Raw genomic sequence first — 1,990 nt, forward strand, 5'->3', positions numbered from 1 at the left:
GGCCATGGCAAGGGCGTAGTGCGGGACGATCCGCCTGCAGCTCTTGAAGATCGGCGCCCGGATCCGCTCGACCGCGAGGCGGATCTGGATCCACCTCAGCGAGCATCATCCGTGGCGCGAGCTGTTCGTCGAGGCATTCGAGCGACTACGCGCGGCGTAGCCGCGGCTCCGCCGCGGTACCTGCGCTGACCGGCTTCATTGCCGAGGGACCTGCATGGCCGCGCAGGCTCATCAGCCCTATTTGGGCTCGATTTCGGGCGCTACGGAAGCACTGAAGGGCGGTCAAGGCACCGCCTCTGCTCTGGAACGACCAGCGGCCGCCTCGATCACCGATCGAAGGCGGCCACTAAGACGCTCGTGACGAGATGGGGCTAGCAGGCCGTTGAAAAACTCCGCGGCCGCTGCGGTTGGAGCGTGATCGGCGGCGGGAGGTACGCGAGGATGGGCGCATGTCGATGAGTCGTCGCGCACGCGAGAGGCAGGAGCAGCTGTGGGTGCCGACCACTTCGCTGCCGACCGTGCCGGGAAACCCGTTCTACACGAAGCTGAACGAGCTGCTCAGGGAGGCCGACTTCGACGCGAAGGTCGAGGCCCTCTGCGAGCCGTTCTACTCCACGGGCAGGGGCCGCCCGAGCATCCCTCCGGGGGTGTACATGCGGATGCTGATGGTCGGGTACTTCGAAGGCATCGACTCGGAGCGTGGCATCGCCTGGCGCTGCGCCGACTCCCTCTCGCTGAAGAAGTTCCTCGGGTATCGGCTGGAGGAGGCCACCCCCGACCACTCGAGCCTGAGCCGGATTCGAACCCGGCTCGACCTGGAGACCCACCAAGCCGCCTTCGACCTTGTGCTGACGGTCGTTGCGAAGAAGGGGCTGCTCAAAGGTAAGACGCTCGGCGTGGACTCCTCGACGATGGAGGCCAACGCGGCGCTGCGCAGCATCGTGCGTCGAGACGATGGCCGCGCGTACGACGAGTTCCTGACCGACCTCGCGAAGGAGTCGGGGATCGAGACGCCGACGCGCGAGGACCTCGCGAAGGTCGATCGGAAGCGGCCGAAGAAGGGCTCGAACGCCGATTGGACGAGCCCTGTGGACCCTGAGGCACGCATCACGCGTATGAAGGACGGCAGCACTCACCTCGCTCACGCCGTCGAACACGCGGTGGATCTCGAGACTGGCGCGATCGTGGGAGCCACGATCCAGGACGCGGTCGTCGGCGACACGACAACGATCTACGACACGCTCACGCGTGCGTTTGGAGCGCTCATCACTGTCATCAGCGAACCAGCGACCGCGGAGGCATTGAGCAACGACGCAGGGAAGGAGGTCGTCGCCGACAAGGGCTATCACTCCAACGACACGATGGAGACGCTGGCCGGGGCCGGCTGCAAGAGCTACATCAGCGAGCCGAACCGGGGGAAGAGGAATTGGAAGGGCAAGGAGGAGGCACGGGACGCGACGCGAAGCAACGGCAAGCGGATCGCGCGACCGAAGGGCAAGGGCCTCATGCGCAAGCGCGGCGAGCTGATCGAGCGCTCGTTCGCCCACGCTCTCGAGAGCGGCGCAATGCGCCGCGTCCACCTCCGAGGGCAGGAGAACATCATGAAGCGGTACCACCTGCAGGTCGCCGCGTTCAATCTCGGCCTCGTGCTGCGCTCGACCATCGGCGCTGGAACCCCGAAGGGCCTCGCGGCGCTCGCTGAAGGCGCTCTCGGCGCCGTAACGCGGTCCATCGGCCGGCTGATCGCGGCACTCGCCGCCATCAGCAGGCCACTCGATCAACTTCAGGGCCGGATCGCGTGGCTCCAGCCCATGCCGACTCCAGCCCCGCCCAGACCGGCCGCGGGCTCGAACAGCCCTTTCTCAACGGCCTGCTAGAGCGCGTCCTGGGGCGACCTTGGTGAAGATCGACACGGACGAGAAGTCGACTTACCCGAAGCTCATCGCGCGAGCCTTCCAAGGGCGTCAGATCGGGCACTCGCAGACCTCGG

2 pseudogenes are annotated in these 1,990 nt (G+C 66.6%); both read left to right on the forward strand.

The features are described from left to right. The first annotated feature begins 25 nt into the window (after nucleotides 1-25). Nucleotides 26-160: pseudogene (locus tag HRU21_13170) on the forward strand (transposase). A gap of 289 nt (nucleotides 161-449) precedes the next feature. After that, nucleotides 450-1,574: pseudogene (locus HRU21_13175) on the forward strand (transposase). Nucleotides 1,575-1,990: the final 416 nt, after the last annotated feature.

The organism is Pseudomonadales bacterium, from assembly GCA_013215025.1.
In the GTDB taxonomy this organism is placed as follows: Bacteria; Pseudomonadota; Gammaproteobacteria; order Pseudomonadales; family DT-91; genus DT-91.